This is a genomic window from Klebsiella sp. CN_Kp075 (assembly GCF_040065055.2).
Taxonomy (GTDB): domain Bacteria; phylum Pseudomonadota; class Gammaproteobacteria; order Enterobacterales; family Enterobacteriaceae; genus Klebsiella; species Klebsiella aerogenes.
Map to the genome: position 1 here is coordinate 3,380,560 of NZ_CM198050.1, position 18,975 is coordinate 3,399,534.

The window sequence follows — 18,975 nt, forward strand, 5'->3', positions numbered from 1 at the left end:
GCTGCTGAAAGACAAGTTAGTACGCTGTTTCAGTCTGCGATGAATCCTGCACTACCTGTAGAATATTGGCCGCGGCGGCGGTACCCATTTTGACGTAAGAGGCGTCGCTTACGCCGCCAACGTGCGGAGATAGAATGACATTTTCGACCCGCTCCCAGATGTGCGGCGTGGTGAGTGGTTCGCTGTTAAAGCTATCGAGCGCCGCCCAGCGCAACGCCCCTCCTTTTAGTGCCGCTGCCAGCGCTGCATCGTCGATTAATCCGCCCCGCGCGGTATTGACCAGGATGGCGCCGGGTTTACACTGTGCCAGGGTAACGGCATTTATCATTCCCCGATTTTGCTGCGTTAAGGGACAATGAAGGGAGACAACATCAGCCTGCGTGAGAAGGTCTTTGAGTACATCAACACGTTCGCATCCGGGAGGAACCGTGGCGGCATACGGATCGTAAGCCAGCACCTTCATACCGAAGGCGCCGGCAATTTTCGCCACGCGGCTGCCAATCGCGCCCAGACCAATCAGCCCCAGCGTTTTGCCCTCCAGTTCGAGCGATCTATGCGTCGATTTATCCCAGTGCCCTTCGCGCAGGCGGCGGTCAAGCGGAATGATTGACTTGGCGCAGGCCAGAATTAATGCCCAGGCGTGTTCTGAAACCGCCGCGGCGTTAGCGCCTGTCGCCGCGCGAACCATAATGCCGCGCGCCGCCGCCGCTTCGACGTCAATGACATCAATGCCGCTGCCATGCTTGGAAATGACCTTCAACGCCGGAGCGGCATCCATCACAGATGCCGTAATCTTGCCATAGCGCACTAATATGGCGACCGGATTATGCTGCTGACATAATGCTATCAATTGGTTTTCTGTTGGTTGGCGGCCAGCAAATACGAGTTCATAATCTTCCAGCATGCCGAACGCGGCTTCAGCCAAATCGCTGCCGGTTACCAGTACGACTTTTTTATCGCTCATGGCAATGCCTCCCCTTCGCTCAGCATACCCGCCTGACGCAACGCGTTCTCCAGCCAGTGCGGGCGAAGATCGCCGTCGTGGATGGCCGACAGACGTTTGACTTCCCCTTCCAGTTTACCTTTCGCCAACTCAATGATGGCGCGTACTTCATCGCGGGGGATAACCACCACGCCGTCAATATCCCCTACCACCAGGTCACCCGCCTGCACCGCGGCGCCCGCGACCGAGATAGCATGATTGACCCGGCCGGGAATGAACTTGGTGGGACCACACGGATTAAGACCGGCGGCGAAAACAGGAAAGTTTTGTTTACTTAAGGTTTCAGCATCGCGAACTGCGCCGTCAATGATGATACCTGCGATGCCGCTGGCCTGCGCCTGCGTGGCCATGATCTCACCGAGTAAAGCGCAGGAGAGATCGCCTTTGCCGTCTATCACCAGCACATCGCCAGGTTTAGCGACGGCCATCGCAGCGTGAATCGCCAGGTTATCTCCCGGGCGGACCTCTACGGTAATCGCCGGGCCGGCCACAGCCATGTGTGGCGCCAGTGGCTTGATACGGCCATGTAATGTGCCGCGGCGTCCGGCCACGTCAGCGAGAATCGCCGCCTGATATTCAGCGGCCTGACGGACCTCCTCCGCGCTAACGCGCTCAATATCCACATTTATTAATTTCTGTTGTGATGCAGGCATGGTTAGTCTCCATTTGTTTTACTATGTACAACACAGATGTACTATATAAAACAACTATACGAGCATTGCTTCTCTTTTCGCCAGCGCTGAGAGCGTGTTTGTGATGTAAACACGATGTTAATCACAAAATTCAGGTACAATTTTGTTCGGCCAAAAGGAGAAAATGATGGGGAATGAAGGCGTAATTGCCGTTGAAAAGGCGCTCGCTTTACTGGATTGCTTCCGTCCGGGTAATGACAGCCTGACGTTAACTGAGCTGGCCCAGCTTTCGGGATACCACAAAACCACCGTTTATCGCTTAATGAATTCGCTTGAGCGTATGAGCTACATTATCCGGCATGACGATGGCACCTATACGCTCGGCCACCGTCTGCTCTATCTCGGCAAGCTTTATGAGCAATCATTTCAGCTTGCGAGAATTGTACAGCCGGAATTGCAGGCGCTGTCTCAGGCCTCCAGTGAGAGCGCGAGCTGGTATGTGATAGAGGGCGGCCAACGACTGTGTCTGTTCCGCGCCGAAGCTTCAGAGGGATTACGCCATAGCAACCTGCCCGGCAGCCAGTTCCCACTGGATGGTTCCGCGATCAGCAAAGTTTTACGTCATTGGGGACTGGGTGAGGCGCTGCCGGAAGACGAAGAAACGCTGCCGTTCTATACCTCTGGCGCGCGCGATCCGCACACCTCCGCCTTCGCGATGCCGGTTTTTGGCGTCCACGATAACCCCATCGCGGCACTGGCGCTGACAGGACCGTCATCGCGTCTGACTGCGGACCGCAAAGAGAGCGGCCTCAGCCAGCTAATGCGCGAGACGGCCAACCGCCTGTCGATCAAGTTAGGGGCCAGTAAATCCTTCTGCGAAACGTTTTACGGTATACAAGAATAACGTATGTTGAAAAGGCGGGAAAAATCCCGCCTGTGCTTATTAATGGGTGACCGGTTTTTCCTGACCGGCAGGCTGCGAGTAACGGCGTCCCATGATCAGCACCGCGATGCCGCCTGCCAGGCACAAGCCAGCCAGCGGTAGCATCGCCAGCGTATGGCTTCCTGTCTGTTCGCTAATCACACCATAGGCATTCACCATCACCACTCCGCCAATCAGGTTGGCTATCGCGCCGATTGCCGCCAGCCCCGCAGCGGCTGACGTGCTGCTCATCCAGCCTGAGGCCAACGCCCAGAATGGCCCCTTCGCCGAATAAGCGCCAATTAATATGGTACTGAGAATAACAATGGTAATCGGCAGCGACAGATTGATGAACGCCGCGAACACGCCAGCCGCAATCATAAAGAGGGTGAGAGCCGTGTGCCAGCGGCGTTCATTGGTGCGATCCGAACTCCGCCCCCAGACAATCATCAGCACCGAGGCCAGACCATAGGGGATGGCATTGAGCAGCCCGGTAGTCAGGTTATCAAGATGGAAAGACTTCAGTAGCTGTGGAGACCAGACGCTAAGCGTGGTGCCAGCAGACGACGCGCCCGCGTATATCAGCGCCATCAGCCAGATTTGGCGATGCTTTAACAGTTGCCATGTGCTGATGTGACCGATCTGTTTCTGCTGTTGGCGCTCTGCCTGAAGCGTGTTTTCCAGCCACGCTTTCTGCCGCTCGTTCAACCAGCCAGCCTGCTGTGGGCGGTCACGCAGGATAAAAAATGCGGCTACCCCCAGCAGCACCGCAGGCAGCCCCTCAATGATGAATAACAGATGCCAGCCGCGTAACCCGAACCAGCCATCCAGCGTCAGGATCAATCCTGAAAGCGGTGAACCGATAAAGTTAGCCAGCGGAATGGCCACCATAAAAGAGGCAATAATGCGCGCACGGTAACGCGAAGGGATCCACCAGGTAAGATAGAGCACCACGCCCGGGAAAAAGCCCGCTTCCGCCGCTCCCAGCAGAAAACGCACGATATAAAGGGAGGTAGTATTTTGCACCAGCGCCATGCACATCGATACCACTCCCCAACTGATCATTATCCGCGGGAGCCACAATCGCGCGCCCACCTTCTGCATCGCCAGGTTGCTGGGAACTTCAAATATAAAGTAGGCGACAAAATACAAGCTGCTGGCGAAGCCAAAAGCCGCCTTGCTCAAGCCCAGATCCTCATTCATCTGTAGCGCCGCCATACCAATATTGCCCCGGTCAATAATCGAGACCAGGTAGCTGACAATCAAAAAGGGCAGGATGCGCCAGATAACCCGCCGCATGGTCTCTTTTTCCAGCGCGTCGTTGTCGATAGCGCTATTCGGTAATTGATCGGTCATTGTTTCCTCGCAGGGTTTCATTATGTTTATCAGGAAAACGATGTAGAGATGAAATACGTTACTTCAGCTTGATGCCCCTGGTTTCCGGCGCTCGCCACACCACCAGCATCGCCGCAAGGAAGGCGACCACGGTCGTCGCCAGTCCCGCGGTGAAACCGCCGGCGTTGGCGACGGCGCCAATCAGTAGCGGCGCGATAAATCCGCCCAGCCGGCCGCCATTGTAGGCAAGCCCCATCAGGAAACCGCGCGATGACGTGTCTCCAATGATTTCTGCAAGGAAGGGTCCCGAGCCCGCAAAAATACCATTAACACCAAAACCGGCCATGAAAATCGCCACCATCAGAATGAAGGGTTGCGTGGTCACAAGGTAAAGCGCGACGGCAATGGCGCCCGTTAACAGATAAATCAGGAACATCGGACGGCGTCCCCATTTATCTGCCAGCACCGAAAACACCAGAAAACCCGCGATGGCCCCAGCCTGCAGCGCAAGTACAAATTTCAGACTGTGCAGAAAATCCAGGTGTTTTACTTCTCGCAGATAGGTGGGTGTCCAGGTAAATACGCCCCAGAACAGATACTGAATAAAAAAGATAAAGACAAAGGCCAGCAGCAGACCTTTCAGATTGTGTTTACCCAGCTTCGCGACAGGTTGACTACTCGTCGCCTTCGCCTGTTGACGAGCAAGCCAAACCTGCGATTCCGGCGTGAACCAGGCCACCACGCTCATAATGAACACCGGTAGCGCGCCGATCATAAACAGATAGCGCCATGCGCCCTGCTCCAGGCCGCCATTAACCGAGCTCACGATTGCCGTCAGGCTGATGGCCAGAATCGCGCCAACGGGCAACCCCATTTGCATCAGCGCCCCGCCGCGCGCGCGCCGCTCTGGCCGCCAGGTTTCCGCAATCAGCGCCGCGCCCGATGTCCACATTCCGCCCATACCCAGCGCGCCGCAAAAACGTAAAAGCGCGAAATGTTGTTGATCGTGCGTAAAGGCTAACAGGCCGGAAAAGAGTGAATAGATGGCGATACAGGTCAGCGCCGTTTTTACACGGCCAATTTTGTCGGCGATAAAACCAAACAGGATCCCGCCAATAATCTGCCCCCCGGCCGTGACGCTGATAAACAGCCCAAGCTCGGTTTTATTAATACCGAACACCACGCCCAGTACCGGCAATAGCAGCGAAAGCAGGAAGGAGTCGTAGCTTTCAAATGTCCAGCCAAGGCCGCCCAACGCCAGCGTCCGCCTCTCAGCAACGCGTTGTGGCAATGTGTCAGGCGTCGATTTAGTCGCAGTAAATTGATTCAGCTCGCTTTTACTGGTCATTGATATTCTCCACAGAGGTTAACCGATAACAGGTTGCGGCAGTGCGCCAGCACAACTGCGCCTGTTCGCCAGGGGACATCTGTTGCGCCAGGCGTTTGCAGGCGTTCCAGAAAACGCCGTAGCTGAACATGCCTTTATCGACCGGAAAGTTGCTGGCGAACATGCAGCGTTCCGCACCGAAAAGCGAAACAATGGTCTCAAACCACGGTTGCCAGGCCTGTGCCAGCATTTGCGAATCCGGCGGTGTTTCTGCCGCTGCGAAGGGAAATCCCCTGACCGTCATACCAAATCCGCTAATTTTTACGCATACGTTCGGTAGTTCCGCCAGATGTCGCATACTGTTTCGCCACTGCTGAAACATGTCTGGATCCCTTTCTGAATAGGGTCCAACGCCGACTGGCCCGCCACAGTGATCGAGCACAATCTGAAGCGTTGGTATGTGCCGCGCCAGCTCGGCAATTTCATCCAGTTGCGTGTGGTAAACCCACACATCAAGCGACAATCCATTTTTCGCAAGGCAGAGAGCGCCCCGACGGAACGGGTCGCTCAGCGCCAGTCCTGCTGGTGGCGTAACCGGGCTGGACGTGACCCGCGGATCCGGATGCCAGGCCAGTGGATTACGCATTCCGCGCAACCGCCCGCCTGATAAAGCCAGCGCGCTCTCGATGGCAGGCTGCATCGCATCGCCCGCCAGCAAGCTAAGGCCGCCGATGATGGCTCCACATCCGAGAGCGTTTGCATAATGTCCGCTGGCGAACATCGCGGCTATCCCGCTGGCAAACTCGATTTCACCAAGCGGTTTCAGCGTTTCCGGCCCGTGGCGGCGCAGCATAGAGCGGCATTGCACGTAGACCGATGAGTAAACGCGATGCCCTGAGGTCTGGATATCGTCGCTGAACTCATGGGTGAGATAGCGTCCGGTTTGCCTATCCCAGAGATGATGATGCGCATCAATGATGGGCAGCTCGGGTTGTAGTGGCGCCTCACGATGTAACGCAAGCCACTCGTTTCTGACCGCAAGATGCGGTGCGGTAACGATCTCCATGAACACCTCGCTTTTGTTGTACTATGTACAACCGTGTTTTATTTTACAAAACTACTATAACGAGGCTGTCGCGTTTTTATCCAGTTAACGATTGGTTTAAATGATGTAAATAAGAGGTGAATCACAGATGTTTAAAGTCGGTAAAGAAGGAGAACGTTGAGAAAAAACAAAAACAAATTAAATTTCAATAAGTTATAAAATAACACCACCCGTCGCAGCCAGATATCTGGCAAACCTTACGTCTGCCAGACCCGCTCACGTTGTCCATTTACCGATGACTATTCGATGAGTAAAGCGTTATATCGCTCTTGGGCTTTTCAGCTTCCAGACCAGCGCCATGCCGCAGATCATCGCCACCGCCGCCAGTAATGCCAGTGACGAAAGACCAAACCTTGCCGATACCAGGCCGCCGACAAGCGCGCCAGTGCCGATGGCAGCATTGAAAATAGCGACATATAAGGCGGATGCGGGCTGCGTCGCCTCCCCTGCGCTTTGTAGCAGCCAGGTTTGCAAGCCAACGAACACGATAGCCATGCCCGCGCCCCATATGCCGAGCAATACCGCGGTGAACCAAAGAGGAAGCGAGGACAGGCTCTTCATCCCCAGCATCCCCAGCGCGCCTGCGCTGAGCAGCAGTGATGTCATAATCAGCAACCTGATATGTCGATCGATGAGTTTGCCGGCGATGATATTTCCCAGCAGCCCGGAAAGTCCTGACATCAGCAGCAGCGCGGAAATCGCCGATGTCGGTATACCTCGGGTTTGCGTGAGCAACGGCTCAAGATAGGTGAAGGCTGCAAAATGCGCGGAAATAACGCAGGCTGTAGCGCCGAACAATGAAAGCAGTAGCGGATTCTTAACTATCCCAACGTAAACCTTCAGCCTCAACGGCTGCGGAGCCGCCAGCGTGGGAAGCGTCCAGAGCAAAGCCACGGCGGTGGCTAGTGAGAGCAGTGAAATCGCGCTGAATGCCTGTCGCCAGCCGACCATGTCGGCAATAAAGCTCGATAGCGGCACGCCCAACACGCTGGCCGCCGAAACACCGGCGAAAATCACCGAGGTGGCCAGCCCCAGTTTATCAACCGGTACCAGTTGTACCGCCACGGTGCCTATTAGCGCCCAGAATGCGCCATGCGCCAGCGCCCCTGTCATCCGCGCCGTCATAAATGTCTGCATAGTGTGCGACTGGGTCGCCGCCAGACAAGAAAATGCGAGGATTAACATCAACACAATCAACAACGCCTTACGTGAAATCCTGGCGGGGATCGCGCCGGCCAGTAAAGCGGCCAGCGCGGCTACCCAGCCATAAGCGGTGACGGCAAGACCCGCTCCCGCCTGCGACTGATGCAAATCGTTCGCCAGCGCGCTGAGCATACCGACCGGCGCCAGCTCGCTGGTCACAATCGAAAATGCGCTGACGCCCAGCGCAGCTACGGCGAGCCATGCGCGCATTGGCGTTGGGTTAGCCTGTAAAACAAGGTCGTTCATGTCTTCTGTATCCCGGTGAAAATGGCTGAAAAGGAGTTGGCTTGCCTGATACGCTAGAGTTTCCGCGTCGTTGCTTATTGCCTTCTCTTGAGGTGCAGTGCAGTATCATTCCAGGAGAAGTGATAAAATAGCCATGAAAACGGAGAGCCGTTTTCCAAAAATGGAAAATAATGAAAGCAGATTTTAACTGGGACGATACGCGGATTTTTCTGGCTGTGGCCCGCTCAGGTACGCTAAGCGGCGCGGCAGAAACTATGGATATGGGCATCGCAACCCTGTCAAGAAGACTCGACCGGCTGGAAAAATCATTGGCCGTCCCCCTTTTCAGCCGGCATCAAAGCGGCTACCGGCTAACGGATGATGGCGAGGCGCTGCTGGCGCGAGCAGAGGCGCTCGAGCATGCAGGGCTCGCTTTTGGCGAGACGGCGAGGCTGCAGGGGAATGTTGCCGGGCTGGTCCGGCTGGCTACCTCGGACAATCTGGCGGCGCATTTTATTCTGCCTTCACTCAACGGCTTGATGGAAAAATATCCCGACCTGCGGGTCGAGGTGCTCAGCGGCGTGCAATCCGTCAACCTGCATCGACGGGATGCCGATTTAGCCATTCGAATGGTCAAACCGGAAAGCGGCAACCTGACGCTGAAGCGTCTCGGGAAGGTGGGGTTTGGTCTGTACAGCGCCGATACCGGACAAGCAGGCTCTACCGACGTCGCGTTCAATCACGCTCACTACATAGGCTGGCCAGAATCACACCAGCATCTGCCCGCCGCGCGCTGGATAACTCGGACGCTTCGCGGCAGGCCGTGCCGGGTGGAAGCCAACACGCTGCTGGCGCAGCTGTCGGCGGTTTCAGCCGGCCTGGGGTTGGGCGTGTTGCCACACTTTATGGCGCGGAAAAATGGCCTGCAGTGCGTGAATGCGGATATCGGCGTCGACCAAACCCTATGGCTGGTGATGCATTCCGATTTAGCCCACTCGCGGCGCGTCAGAGTGGTGGCCGATCATTTAATTGCCCTGTTTGATGAGATTAAAGATCAGCTGACATCGCCATAACTCTGTAAGCGCTCGCCGCCAGATACAGCCCGATGCCGTAGGCCAGGTGCGCCACCAGGCTCAGCGAACGCGCCAGCCACGGTCGGGGAGTCCGTGAGGCCGCGACGCCAAAACCAAATGCGGGCTGCAGGATCAAGAACGGCGCGAATAAGGTTACGACCCCTGACAGCAGCGCTGTCGCCAGAGTGGGGGCATAAAACCAATCGGCGCCGCTCAACACAAGCGGCACCGCCGCAAAAGCGATACCGATCAGATAATGGCATAACCAGCCGATAAAACGCTCACCCTCTAGCGGAGGGGTTGCGGCGATGGTGTTATGCCGCACTTTCCCCCGCGAAAGCCATAACGCCCAGCGACCGACCAGCGCATAGTTCAGCGGCGCAATCTTGAGTATATGCTTCTGAAAGAGCGACCATAAATCCATGACTAACGTGGCGCCGAGGCCCGTCAGCAAAATTTGCACAGCAACAATCATCTTCAATTTATTCTTCCTTTTTATGAGCCAATGCTACTCTGTTGACCAGTGTGCAACTTAAAGTGAGGTTTAAGTCAATCATGAAAGAACTGGATATCCGCGAGGTCGCGACGCTGTCCGGCATTACGCCTTCAGCGCTGCGTTTTTATGAAAAGAAAGGTTTGATCAAACCGATTGGTCGTCATGGTCTGCGAAGGCAGTACCATGAAAATGTGCTGAACAAGCTGGAACTGATCGTGCTGGGACAGGCCGCCGGCTTTTCGCTTTCTGAAATAGCCGGGATATTTAACGCTGACGGCAAGATAGCCATTGATAACCAACGGCTTGAGCAGCGCGCGCAGGAAATTGATAACACCATTCGTCGGTTACAGCTGTTAAGCCAGGGGCTAAAACACGCCGCCCGCTGTACTGCGCCGGAACATATGCAATGCCCTGAATTTATAAAAATTGTGGCGAAGGGCATTAGACTGTTTAAATGAACATCCCTGTATTGGGGCTTGCTGAGGAAGAATTAGCGCATTGAGGCGCGAGTCTTTATCCCCACGCTTTATTCTGGAGTACCACCCTGTAGCCATCTGGATCAACGAACGTTTGGCCATTGACATCCCAGTAAGGGTTAAAAGAATTCGTCAAGTTAAAGCCCGCTTCGCGCATTCTGGCGCAAGCATCTAGCCACTCCTTCTTATCCGGGTAATACAGCACGAGTAAATCTTCCTCCGTCTGCAAGGGTTGCACGGGATGATACTGGCACCAGGTAAATTCTATATGCCAGCCGAGCCCCTGTCGCCCTAACATTATTCCATTAAAACCATCGTGATCGTTGAATTCAGCAATTTTGTGTAAGCCCAGTCCCTGGCAGTACATCAAACAGGACCGTGCAAGATCGGTGACGGGTTTGGCGATACGCATATGAGTAAACATCCTGGATTCTCCTGAAGAGGATACGGTGTGAAGGTTGGGATCCGGTTTGAGTTTACACGCTACGATGTGGTGAATTTGTCGCTGAGAGCCCACCCGCTCTCTTCTCTAATCAGGCCCCCGAAAAAAAGGGCACCTCACCCCGCGTACACAGAGAGAACGGGATGTGGTGCCAAGGTGCTAAATGAAAAAGTGGATATTCGTGATTAGCGATTCATCTGAAACAGCGACATGCCCTGCATATCGCTGAAGGTTTTATAAGATGCCTGCAGCGCCGCCTGCTGCATAAAATAAGAAGAGATAGATTCCGCCAGGTCAGCATCGGTCAGGGCGCTCATCTGCAGCTGGTTGGTCATATCACGCTCTTTACCGATGCTATCGAGCTGATCCATCTCCTGTAGCTGGTTGCCCAGCTCGGCGCGCACGCTTAATACCTTGTTGTAGGAGTTATCGAGGCCGCGGTTGGCCTTCGCCAGCGCATCGTTCACCTGCTGTTTGGTGGCGTCATCGGCCCCCTGCAGCGGCGTTTTCAACGCCTCCAGCGCAATATCGATACTGGCGAACACATCGGCGACCGGCGCGCTGCCGTCCGGCTCCGGCTTCGGATTGCTGGTCAGCGCCATAAATACCGAATTACCGGTATGGCCGATGGTCATCGTACGGTTGGCGTCAACCTTCTGTTCCACGGTTTTATTGCCGCCCTGATAGCTAATCTTGCCGTTAGTATCGACAAACGGCGGCTTATCATTCTCATAGCCGCCAAACAGGTAGCGTCCGTTGCCATCGGTACTGTTGGCCTGGTTGAGCAGTTGATCCTTCAGCCCCTGTAGCTGGGTCGCCAGCGAATCGCGGTCGTTATCGCTCTCGGTGCCGCCGGCGTTAACGATCAGCGCCTTGATATCAGAAATCGTCGAGGTGGCTCCGGAAAGCACGGTCTCTTCCATCGATACGCTCTGGCGGGCGAAAGTACGCGCCAGGGTGTACTGATTGTTCTCGGCCTGCGATTGCGACAGCATCACCGCCCGCGATGCCGCCAGCGGATCGTCGGAGGGATTAATCACCTTCTTGCCGGTTGAAAGCTGCTCGGCGGCCTTCATAAACAGCGACTGATTGCCGGTGATGCCGGTCATGTTCTGTTGGTACATCATGCTGGTGCTCATGCGCATGCTGTCAGTTCCTCAATACAATCAACGAATATTCAGCAGCGCGTCGAACAGCGAGCTGGCGGTCTGGATCACCTGGGCGTTCGCCATGTAGTACTGCTGGAAACGCAGGAGCTCGCCATACTCTTCGTCGAGGTTTACCCCGGAGAGCGACTGCTGTTGACGGGCCAGTTGGGTGACGATACTGGACTGCGATTCGCTGCTCACCTTCGCGGCGGCGGTCTGGTTGCCCACGCCGCTGACGATCCCGGCGTAGGCGCCGCTGAGCGTCGCTTTGCCATCCACCAGGTTTTTGGTCTGCAGATCGAGCAGTTTTTTAGCGTTATCGTTATCGCCGCGGCCGCTGTCATCTTTACCGGCGGCGGCGATTTTCGCTGAATCGGTAATCGCCACTTTCAGGTTGCCCGCCACGTCGCTGACCGGCTTTACCGTAAAGCTATCTTTCTGCTGCGGGTTGCCATCAATGCTGACTTCGAGACCATCAAAGCTCAGCGTCGGGTTACCGTCTGCATCTTTACCGGCGGTGGCGTTGACTTTGACGTTGTCCGGCAGACGGCTGACCTGCCAGTTGGCGCCGTCATACTCCACGCGGTAGTCGTTGGCTTTTACCTTGCTGGTATCGGTATAGGAGACCGACAGCGAGGCATCGCCGGTATTGCGCGTGTTATCAACCACCCGCGCGCCGCTGAAACTGAAGAAATCGCCCCCCTGCTCACCGTTGAGATCGAAGCCCTCGCGGTGCTGCTGGTTAAAGCTATCGGCCATCGCCAGCGCCAGTTGCCCGAGCTGATTGCGCACGCCGTCCAGCGTCTCGCTGCGAAAACGCAGCACGCCGCTCAGGCTGCCGCTGGTGATCTGCCCTTCCGGTACTTCGCTGGCGCCGCTGCCGCGGTTATAGCCGAGAGTCAGGCGCGAAGGGTCGCTGCTGGAAGGGATCGCTTCCACCTGATAGCTGTTGTTGCCCTGCACCAGGGTCAGGCCGTTGGCGAAGGAGACGGTATAAGCGTCGCCGTCCTGCTGGGTTACCTGAACGCCCACCAGTTGGTTGAGTTCGCTGACCAACTGATCGCGCTGATCGAGCAGCGCGTTCGGTTCGCCGCTGGCGCTGCCGCGCAGGCGGGTAATCTCATCGTTAAGACGGGCAATCTGCTGGCTATAGCTGTTAATCTGCTGGGCGGTGTCGTTAATTTGCTGATTAACGCCGCTGTCCATGTCGCGCAGATATTTATCGGTATTATTAAACTGGTTGACCAGGCCGTTAGCCTTACCCAGCACCGTCTGGCGCGCCGCGTCGTCGCCGGCGTTGCTCACCAGGTTCTGCAAATTGGTGAAAAAATCCTGCAGGCTCCCCGACAGGGTATTAGTTTTGCTGGCCAGCAGATTATCGATCTGCGAAATCTTTTCGTAGTAGGCGTTCTGCGAACCGGCCGCGCTCTGCGCGCCGCGCAGCTGATTAGTGATGAACTGGTTATATTCGCGGTTGACGCTGGTCACGGTCACGCCGTTACCGATAAAACCGTTCATAGTGGCCAGGCCGCCGTTTTGGGCCAGAATCGCCGTCTGCCGGTTATAACCCGCCACGTTGTAGTTAGAGATATTGTTGCTGACGGTACTGAGCGCCACCTGCGCCGCATTCAGTCCGCTCATCGCCGTATTGATTAAGCTATTGGACATCAGGGTTCCTTATGCTGCCAAGTCAATTCGCTCAGCTTGCCCTTGTTATCGGTCAGAGAAGTAAAAACTTGAGTAAATCTGCCTGCAAAATTCCGCAGCCGCTTTTATGCCGGATGTCGCTACCGCTTACCGGGCTACAGCACTGTGCGATGTGGTAGCCCGGACAAGGCGCAATGCGCCGCCTCCGGGAAAACATATCGCAGCAGAATTAACCGGGAGCGCGAGCCGGGAGAAGGCGCGACCTTCGAACCTAGAACAGATCGTTAATATCCGCGGCATAGGCTTTCACCGCCTGCGCCCCGGCGTGCTTCATCTGCTGAATCACGCTGACCAGCTTGCTGGCGTATTGCGGGTCGGTGGCGTAGCCCGCGCGCTGCAGCTCGTGCGCCGCCTGCTCCGGAGTGGACGCTTCGGCAACCGAGGCATAACGCGGGTTGTTGGTCAGCAGCTTGACGTAGTCAGCAATCGCCGAGAAATACGAATCGTAGACGCGGAATTTGGCCTTCACCTTCTTCGCCACCCCCTGTTCAAATTCGGTGGTGGTGATCTCGGTAACCGGCCCCTTCCAGTTGCCCCCGGCCTTAATACCAAACAGGTTGTAGCTCGGGGTACCGTCAGCGGTCGGGATTTCGCGCTGCCCCCAGCCGGATTCCAGCGCCGCCTGGGCGACTATCAGCTGATGCGGGATCCCGCTGCGCTCACTGGCGGCACGCGCCGGCATTGACAGACGGGCAACGAAGTTGCCGTTGTTGAGCGATAGCGGCGCGGCGGCTGGCGGCGCTTTCGGTACCGCCCGGCGGATCATCTGCTCCAGCGCCTGATTCGGCAGCGTCTGCAGCACCTCATTATCCAGCGCCATCGGCGCGGTGCCCGCCGTTTCGCTGGGGACCGCGTTGGCATTGCTCATCTGCTTGACCATCATGTCGGCCAGCCCTAATCCCTTTTGCGACATCTGCTGGGCAATCTGCTGATCGTACATCGAGGTATAGAGCCGGGTCTGGTCGCTGCTGAGTACGCCATCCTGCGGTAGCGCGGCGCGCATGCTCTTTAGCATCATCTGTACAAACATGCCTTCGACCTGCTGCGCCACCTGCTTGAGGTTGCCCTGCGGATCGGCGGCGGCATCGCGCTTCAGGCCGTTCAGCGCCTGGGCGTCATAGGCGGCGCCCGACATCGCCATAACATCGCTGGCCATTAGATAATTTCCAGTTTGGCGCGCAGGCAGCCGGCGCTTTGCATGGCTTGCAGAATCGACATCAGGTCGATTGGCGTCGCCCCCAGCGCGTTCAGCGCGCGCACCACGTTGTTGAGGTTGGCGCTGGCGTTGATTTTCTGCAGCGAACCGCCCTGCTGCTGCATTGAAATCTGGGTATTCGGCGTGACCACCGTCTGGCCGCCGCCGAACGGCGTCGTCGGCTGGCTGACGCTGGTTTGTCGGTCGACCACCACCGACAGGTTACCCTGAGCCACCGCGCAGGAATCAAGAATCACCTCGCGATTCATCACCACCGAACCGGTACGCGAGTTGATAATCACTTTGGCATCCATGGCGCCAACGTTAACGTTGATATTCTGGATCTCGGCGAGGAATCGCACCTGCGAGCTATTGCCCTGCGGCACCAATACCTGAATGGTACGCGCATCGAGCGGCGATGCGGTGCAGCCGCCGCGCTGGCGGTTAATCGCATCGCTAATCTGCTGCGCGAGGGTGAAATCTTCATCATTGAGCTGCAGGTTGAGCACCCCGCCGCTGCCGAAAGTAGTCGGCAGTTCGCGCTCGATGGTGGCGCCGTTGCTGATGCGTCCGCCAGCCAACTGATTGACCTGTACGCTGCTGCCGCCCGCCGCCGCGCCGGCGCCGCCCACCAGCACGTTGCCCTGGGCCAGCGCATAAACCTGGTTATCCACCCCTTTGAGCGGCGTCATCAGCAAGGTCCCGCCGCGCAGGCTTTTAGCGTTGCCCATTGATGAGACCACCACATCGATATTCTGCCCCGCGCGCGCGAAGGGCGGCAGCTTCGCCGTGACCATCACCGCGGCGACGTTTTTCAGCTGCATGTTAGTGCCCGGCGGCACGGTAATGCCGAGCTGCGATAGCATGTTGCTCAGGCTTTGGGTGGTAAACGGCGTTTGCATGGTCTGGTCGCCGGAGCCGTCGAGCCCCACCACCAGGCCGTAGCCGATTAAGGCGTTATCGCGCACGCCCTGTACCGTCACCAGATCGCGAATACGCTCCGCCGTCGCCGGTAAGCTGGCCGCGCCGATTAATAGCGCAATGATGAGTTTTTTAACCATGTGAATCTCTTTTCAGTAACACCGCAAATGGCCCGCCCATTAGTACGGGGAGACGTTGAGGAAGAACCGCTGCAGCCAGCCCATCGTCTGCGCTTCATTGATGTAGCCGTTGCCGACATACTCGATGCGCGCGTCCGCCACCTGCGTTGAGGTGACCGAGTTGCTACCGCTGATGGTGCGCGGGTTAACCACCCCGGAGAAGCGAATGAATTCGGTGCCCTGGTTAATGGCGATCTGTTTTTCCCCCACCACGTGCAGGTTGCCGTTGCTCAGTACCTGATTAACGGTGACGGTAATGGTGCCGTTGAAGGTGTTATTGGCATTCGCCCCGCCTTTGCCGCCGAAACTGTTATCGCCGGAAATATCCATATCGGCGCGGGCGTTGCCCAACAGGCCGTCTAAGTAGCGCGGCGCGGTGGCGACGCCAAACTTGCTGGAACCGTTACGGCTGGCATTGGCGGAAGAACTCTTGCTGGCGCTGACGTTTTCCTGCAGCACGATGGTTAGCGTGTCGCCAACGTTGCGCGGGCGGCGGTCTTCAAACAGCGGCTGATAGCCGTAGTTCATCGGCTGCGCGGCCTGAAAAATAGAGCCGTTCGGTACCGGCGCGGTCGGCGGCGCGGGCTGCGCCGAGGTCGAGCCATCGACCAACGGTTTATGCGGAATGTACGCGCAGCCGCTCAGCGTCAGCATCACCATGCCCGCCAGCAAGCGTTGTCCCTGGCGCGGCAGGGTGGCCATCGAATGTGTGGTTACCACGGGGTATCGCCTTTGTTACACCAAAAAAGCGACGGGCGCGGCAGGCGACGCCCGTCATCAAACATTACAGCTGGGTCAGCTTCTGCAGCATCTGATCCGACGTCGAGACCGCTTTGCTGTTGATCTCATAGGCGCGCTGGGTCTGGATCATGTTGACCAACTCTTCCGCCACGTTGACGTTAGAGGTCTCGACATAACCCTGGTAGAGCATGCCGGCGCCGTTCAGGCCCGGCGTGCTCTCATTCGGCGCGCCGGAGCTCTCCGTTTCCTGGTACAGGTTCTCGCCCACGCTTTCGAGGCCGCTGTCGTTAATAAAGGTGGTTAACGTCAGTTGCCCGACCTGCTGGGCGGCGGTCTGCCCCTGCTGGGTGACGCTCACGATGCCATCGCGGGCGATGGTAATGGTCAACGCGTTGGCCGGAATAGTGATCGCCGGCTGCACCTGGAAGCCACTGGCGGTCACCAGTTGGCCGTTCTGATCTATCTGGAACGAGCCGTCACGGGTGTAGGCCTGGCTGCCGTCCGGCAGCAGCACCTGGAAGAAGCCCTGGCCTTTAATCGCCACGTCTTTGCTGTTGTTGGTCTGCGACAGGTTGCCCTGGCTATGCAGACGCTCGGTGGCGACCGGGCGCACGCCGGTACCGATCTGCAGGCCGGAAGGCAGCGTGGTCTGTTCGGAGGACTGTGCCCCCGGCTGACGCATGGTCTGATACAGCAGGTCTTCAAACACCGCGCGCTGGCGTTTAAAACCGTTGGTGCTGACGTTCGCCAGGTTGTTGGCGATCACGTCCATATTGGTCTGCTGCGCATCAAGACCGGTTTTCGCAATCCATAAAGAGGGAATCATTGGTTATTTCCTTTGGCCGCGGGCCGACTGGCTATCAGCTTACTGACAGCAGAGAGTTCGCCCGCTGTTCGTTCTCATCCACGCTGTGGATGACCTTCATTTGCATTTCAAAGCGACGGGCGTTGGCGATCATATCGACCATGGTCTCCATCGGCTTGACGTTACTGCCCTCCAGCACGCCCGGCATGACCCGCACCTGCGGGTCGTTGGCCAACTGGTTGCCGCGGCGCTGCTGGGTTTCCGGGGTCAGGCGGAACAGGCCGTCATCGCCGCGCATCACTTCGCGCGCATCGGCTTTCACCAGCTTCAGGCGGCCAATCTGCGCGATGGTGTTCGGCGGGTCGCCGGGATTCAGCGCCGAAATCGTGCCGTCAGCGGCGATAGTGATTTCCGCCGACGGCGGCACCTCAATCGGCCCGCCGTCGCCCTGCAGCGGCATCCCCTGCACCGTTAGTTGACCGTTGGCCGAAACCTGAATGCTACCGTTGCGGGTATAGGCTTCGCCGCCGCCCGGCAGGCTGAGCGCCAGAAAACCGTCCTGCTGCAGCGCCACGTCCAGCGGGCGCCCGGTGTAGTTCAGCGCCCCCTGGCTCATATCGGCGCCCGGCGTCGAGGCCGCCACCAGCGTGCGGGTGGCGAGGCTCGGCCCGTCTACCGGCACCGCGCGCAGCGCGGCGAGCTGGGCGCGAAAGCCCGGCGTCGAGGCGTTGGCGAGATTGTTGGCGGTAATCGACTGCTGCTCCAGCGTCTGGCGCGCGGCGCCCATCGCGGTATAAATCGCGTGATCCATAACTCAGTTCCGTTAGCGCAGGCTGACCAGCGTCTGCAGGATCGAATCCTGCGTCTTGATGGTCTGGGCGTTGGACTGATAGTTACGCTGGGCGACGATCATGTTCACCAGCTCCTGGCTCAGGTCGACGTTGGACGACTCCAGCGCGCCGCTGGTCAGCTTGCCAAAACCGCCGCCGCCGGAGAGTCCTACGCGTGGCTGGCCGGACGCGCCGGTCTCCTGCCAGACGTTATCGCCCTGCGACGCCAGCCCTTCCGGGTTGGAGAAGTTGGCCATCACAATCTGCCCCAGGACCTGGGTCTGCTGGTTGGAGTAGATACCGACGACGGTACCGTCATCGTTAATCTGGAAGTTGGTGTATTCGCCGGCGGCATAACCATCCTGCGCCACTTTACTCACCGAATCGCTACCGACGTTCTGCTGCATACTACCGGCGAAGCTAAGCGTGAAGTTCTGCGCCGGGGCGCCGTCTTTGGCGCTCATCGGAATGGTCATGCTGAACTCGCCCGCCTGACCGTTAACGCTCACCAGGTTGCCGCTGGTATTGAACTCCATGGTGCCCGCGCTGACCGCAGCCGCGCTGCCGTCCTGGGTATAGACCTGCCATTTGTTATCGTCGGTTTTCACGAAATAGGCGTTGATGTTGTGGGCGTTACCCAGCGAATCGTAGGCGGTGATGGTATTGACGTAGTTGTAGCTGTCCTGCTTCGCCGGGTCGAAGGTCTTGTTCTCCGGCACTTTATGCGTCGACTTGAGGTTGGCGACCATTTCGCCGGAAGTCGATGCTTTGGCGTTCATCATCCCTTCGGGAATGCTCAGCGGTACCGGGTTGGCGCCCTGCTGAATGGTCGGCGGCGTGCCGGCGGCCGGATATCCGGTCAGCTGCAGCCCCTGCATATTGGTCAGATTACGGTTTTCGTCCAGCCTAAACTGGCCGTTGCGGGTATAGAAAATACCGCCGTCTTTATCCTGCATGCGGAAGAAGCCGTTGCCGTTAATCGCCACATCCAGCGCGCGGCTGGTGCCGGTAGTGGTGCCGCCTTTAAAGTTCTGGGTGATTCCGGAGACTTTAACCCCCAGTCCGACCTGCGAACCGGCGAACATATCGGCGAACGACACGCTGCCGGATTTGAAACCCGCGGTCGCGGAGTTAGCGATATTGTTGCCAATCACGTCGAGATTGGTGGCCGCCGCATTTAAGCCGCTGACTGCCTGAGAAAAGGCCATGT

19 protein-coding genes are annotated in these 18,975 nt (G+C 57.5%); 3 read left to right on the top strand and 16 right to left on the bottom strand.

Going from position 1 to position 18,975, the window contains the following annotated elements; translation table 11 throughout:
• Nucleotides 1-16: 16 nt before the first annotated feature.
• Together ABLV78_RS16225 and ABLV78_RS16230 are read right to left on the bottom strand one after the other, a co-directional pair.
• Nucleotides 17-964 (bottom strand): hydroxyacid dehydrogenase, encoded by a 948-nt coding sequence (locus tag ABLV78_RS16225; protein ID WP_047043663.1) that lies wholly within the window; start codon nucleotides 962-964, stop codon nucleotides 17-19.
• Complete coding sequence (locus tag ABLV78_RS16230; RefSeq protein ID WP_047043665.1) at nucleotides 961-1,656, bottom strand: RraA family protein; 696 nt, start codon at nucleotides 1,654-1,656, stop codon at nucleotides 961-963. Before ABLV78_RS16230 ends, ABLV78_RS16225 begins: the two co-directional genes overlap by 4 nt.
• Nucleotides 1,657-1,822: 166 nt before the next feature.
• Between ABLV78_RS16230 and ABLV78_RS16235 the strand changes: the two genes are divergently transcribed.
• Nucleotides 1,823-2,539 carry an IclR family transcriptional regulator gene (locus ABLV78_RS16235; RefSeq protein ID WP_045397874.1) on the top strand — a complete coding sequence of 239 codons (717 nt, stop codon included), beginning with the start codon at nucleotides 1,823-1,825 and terminating at the stop codon, nucleotides 2,537-2,539.
• 39 nt (nucleotides 2,540-2,578) lie between these two features.
• On the opposite strand, the gene ABLV78_RS16240 is transcribed toward ABLV78_RS16235, so the two are convergent.
• The 4 genes from ABLV78_RS16240 to ABLV78_RS16255 all read right to left on the bottom strand — a co-directional run bounded on the left by ABLV78_RS16240 (nucleotide 2,579) and on the right by ABLV78_RS16255 (nucleotide 7,773).
• Nucleotides 2,579-3,913 (bottom strand): MFS transporter, encoded by a 1,335-nt coding sequence (locus ABLV78_RS16240; RefSeq protein WP_047043667.1) that lies wholly within the window; start codon nucleotides 3,911-3,913, stop codon nucleotides 2,579-2,581.
• A gap of 58 nt (nucleotides 3,914-3,971) precedes the next feature.
• On the bottom strand, nucleotides 3,972-5,240 hold the full coding sequence (locus ABLV78_RS16245) for an MFS transporter (protein ID WP_047043669.1): 1,269 nt from the start codon (nucleotides 5,238-5,240) through the stop codon (nucleotides 3,972-3,974).
• Nucleotides 5,230-6,285 (bottom strand): amidohydrolase family protein, encoded by a 1,056-nt coding sequence (locus ABLV78_RS16250; RefSeq protein WP_047043671.1) that lies wholly within the window; start codon nucleotides 6,283-6,285, stop codon nucleotides 5,230-5,232. Before ABLV78_RS16250 ends, ABLV78_RS16245 begins: the two co-directional genes overlap by 11 nt.
• A 297-nt stretch (nucleotides 6,286-6,582) precedes the next feature.
• On the bottom strand, nucleotides 6,583-7,773 hold the full coding sequence (locus ABLV78_RS16255; protein WP_047043673.1) for an MFS transporter: 1,191 nt from the start codon (nucleotides 7,771-7,773) through the stop codon (nucleotides 6,583-6,585).
• 170 nt (nucleotides 7,774-7,943) lie between these two features.
• Here ABLV78_RS16255 and ABLV78_RS16260 point away from each other — a divergent pair, with 170 nt between their 5' ends.
• Entirely contained in the window at nucleotides 7,944-8,825 is an 882-nt protein-coding gene (locus ABLV78_RS16260; RefSeq protein ID WP_045397858.1) for a LysR family transcriptional regulator, read from the top strand.
• On the opposite strand, the gene ABLV78_RS16265 is transcribed toward ABLV78_RS16260, so the two are convergent.
• Entirely contained in the window at nucleotides 8,800-9,300 is a 501-nt protein-coding gene (locus tag ABLV78_RS16265) for a DUF2938 domain-containing protein (protein ID WP_047043677.1), read from the bottom strand. The genes ABLV78_RS16260 and ABLV78_RS16265 overlap by 26 nt on opposite strands.
• An 80-nt stretch (nucleotides 9,301-9,380) precedes the next feature.
• Between ABLV78_RS16265 and ABLV78_RS16270 the strand changes: the two genes are divergently transcribed.
• Nucleotides 9,381-9,779, top strand: coding sequence for a helix-turn-helix domain-containing protein (locus ABLV78_RS16270; protein WP_047043679.1), 399 nt, complete (start codon nucleotides 9,381-9,383; stop codon nucleotides 9,777-9,779).
• Nucleotides 9,780-9,834: 55 nt separating this feature from the next.
• On the opposite strand, the gene ABLV78_RS16275 is transcribed toward ABLV78_RS16270, so the two are convergent.
• From ABLV78_RS16275 to flgE, 9 genes are all read right to left on the bottom strand, one after another.
• Nucleotides 9,835-10,221 carry a VOC family protein gene (locus ABLV78_RS16275; protein ID WP_047043681.1) on the bottom strand — a complete coding sequence of 129 codons (387 nt, stop codon included), beginning with the start codon at nucleotides 10,219-10,221 and terminating at the stop codon, nucleotides 9,835-9,837.
• A gap of 203 nt (nucleotides 10,222-10,424) precedes the next feature.
• Entirely contained in the window at nucleotides 10,425-11,384 is a 960-nt protein-coding gene (gene flgL / locus ABLV78_RS16280) for a flagellar hook-associated protein FlgL (RefSeq protein WP_015704938.1), read from the bottom strand.
• 21 nt (nucleotides 11,385-11,405) lie between these two features.
• Nucleotides 11,406-13,055, bottom strand: a complete 1,650-nt coding sequence (gene flgK / locus ABLV78_RS16285) for a flagellar hook-associated protein FlgK (RefSeq protein ID WP_015704937.1) — start codon at nucleotides 13,053-13,055, stop codon at nucleotides 11,406-11,408.
• 250 nt (nucleotides 13,056-13,305) lie between these two features.
• Complete coding sequence (gene flgJ, locus ABLV78_RS16290) at nucleotides 13,306-14,250, bottom strand: flagellar assembly peptidoglycan hydrolase FlgJ (protein ID WP_046884163.1); 945 nt, start codon at nucleotides 14,248-14,250, stop codon at nucleotides 13,306-13,308.
• Nucleotides 14,250-15,350, bottom strand: a complete 1,101-nt coding sequence (locus tag ABLV78_RS16295) for a flagellar basal body P-ring protein FlgI (protein WP_348865259.1) — start codon at nucleotides 15,348-15,350, stop codon at nucleotides 14,250-14,252. The genes flgJ and ABLV78_RS16295 overlap by 1 nt, the downstream gene beginning before the upstream one ends.
• Before the next feature lie 39 nt (nucleotides 15,351-15,389).
• Nucleotides 15,390-16,091: a flagellar basal body L-ring protein FlgH gene (gene flgH / locus ABLV78_RS16300; RefSeq protein ID WP_015367324.1), complete on the bottom strand. Its 702-nt coding sequence runs from the start codon at nucleotides 16,089-16,091 to the stop codon at nucleotides 15,390-15,392.
• 82 nt (nucleotides 16,092-16,173) lie between these two features.
• Nucleotides 16,174-16,956, bottom strand: coding sequence for a flagellar basal-body rod protein FlgG (flgG, locus tag ABLV78_RS16305; protein WP_015367325.1), 783 nt, complete (start codon nucleotides 16,954-16,956; stop codon nucleotides 16,174-16,176).
• A gap of 34 nt (nucleotides 16,957-16,990) precedes the next feature.
• A complete protein-coding gene (locus ABLV78_RS16310) occupies nucleotides 16,991-17,746 on the bottom strand; it encodes a flagellar basal-body rod protein FlgF (RefSeq protein ID WP_047043683.1) in 756 nt (251 codons plus the stop codon).
• A 12-nt stretch (nucleotides 17,747-17,758) separates the two neighbouring features.
• Nucleotides 17,759-18,973: a flagellar hook protein FlgE gene (gene flgE, locus ABLV78_RS16315; protein WP_047043685.1), complete on the bottom strand. Its 1,215-nt coding sequence runs from the start codon at nucleotides 18,971-18,973 to the stop codon at nucleotides 17,759-17,761.
• Nucleotides 18,974-18,975 lie beyond the last annotated feature (2 nt).